The 508-nt window shown below is 60.4% G+C and carries 1 protein-coding gene; it reads right to left on the bottom strand.

Annotation, left to right across the window (positions count from 1 at the left end; genetic code table 11):
• Positions 1–208 precede the first annotated feature (208 nt).
• A partial coding sequence (locus tag ACYYG1_RS17325) for a TRAP transporter large permease subunit (protein ID WP_461211586.1) occupies positions 209–508 on the bottom strand: 300 nt, incomplete at its 5' end.

The raw sequence follows: 508 nt of genomic DNA, 5'->3' as shown, positions 1-508 counted from the left end.
AGCGGGCTTTTCGCCCAAGGGGCCACGGTCTGCCGGGACGGCCGGGGAGAAGGAAAGCCTCCTTCCCCCCGGCCCCTCTGGCAGCTGATTCAAAAGCGCGAGCTTTTGAACCAGCTGTCTTCCCTGCCCGCCACGACAAAAAAAACCCGGCCCCGCCACACAGGCAAGACCGGGCTCCACTCGCTTGGGCTCTATCGTCGCGCTTCGCTTACATGTGATTCGGCAACCACAAACACAAATCCGGGAAGGCGATGAAGATCACCAGTCCCACCAACTCCACGAACACGAAGGGGAAGGCGGCGCGGACGATGTCCTGGATGCTTATGTTGTCCGGCGCTATGCCCTTGATGGCGTAGAGGTTCAGTCCGATGGGCGGGGTGATGACGGCCATTTCGCAGGTGATGCCCACGATGATGCCGTACCACAGGGGACTGTAGCCCATGTTCTGGACCATGGGCAGCAAGAGCGGCGTGCTGATGAGGATCACGGAGACGATGTCCATGAACAT

This window comes from Desulfocurvus sp. DL1XJH-121 (assembly GCF_054819825.1).
Note: the sequence above shows the minus strand (reverse complement) of the source record. Positions and strands in the feature narration are given on the sequence as shown.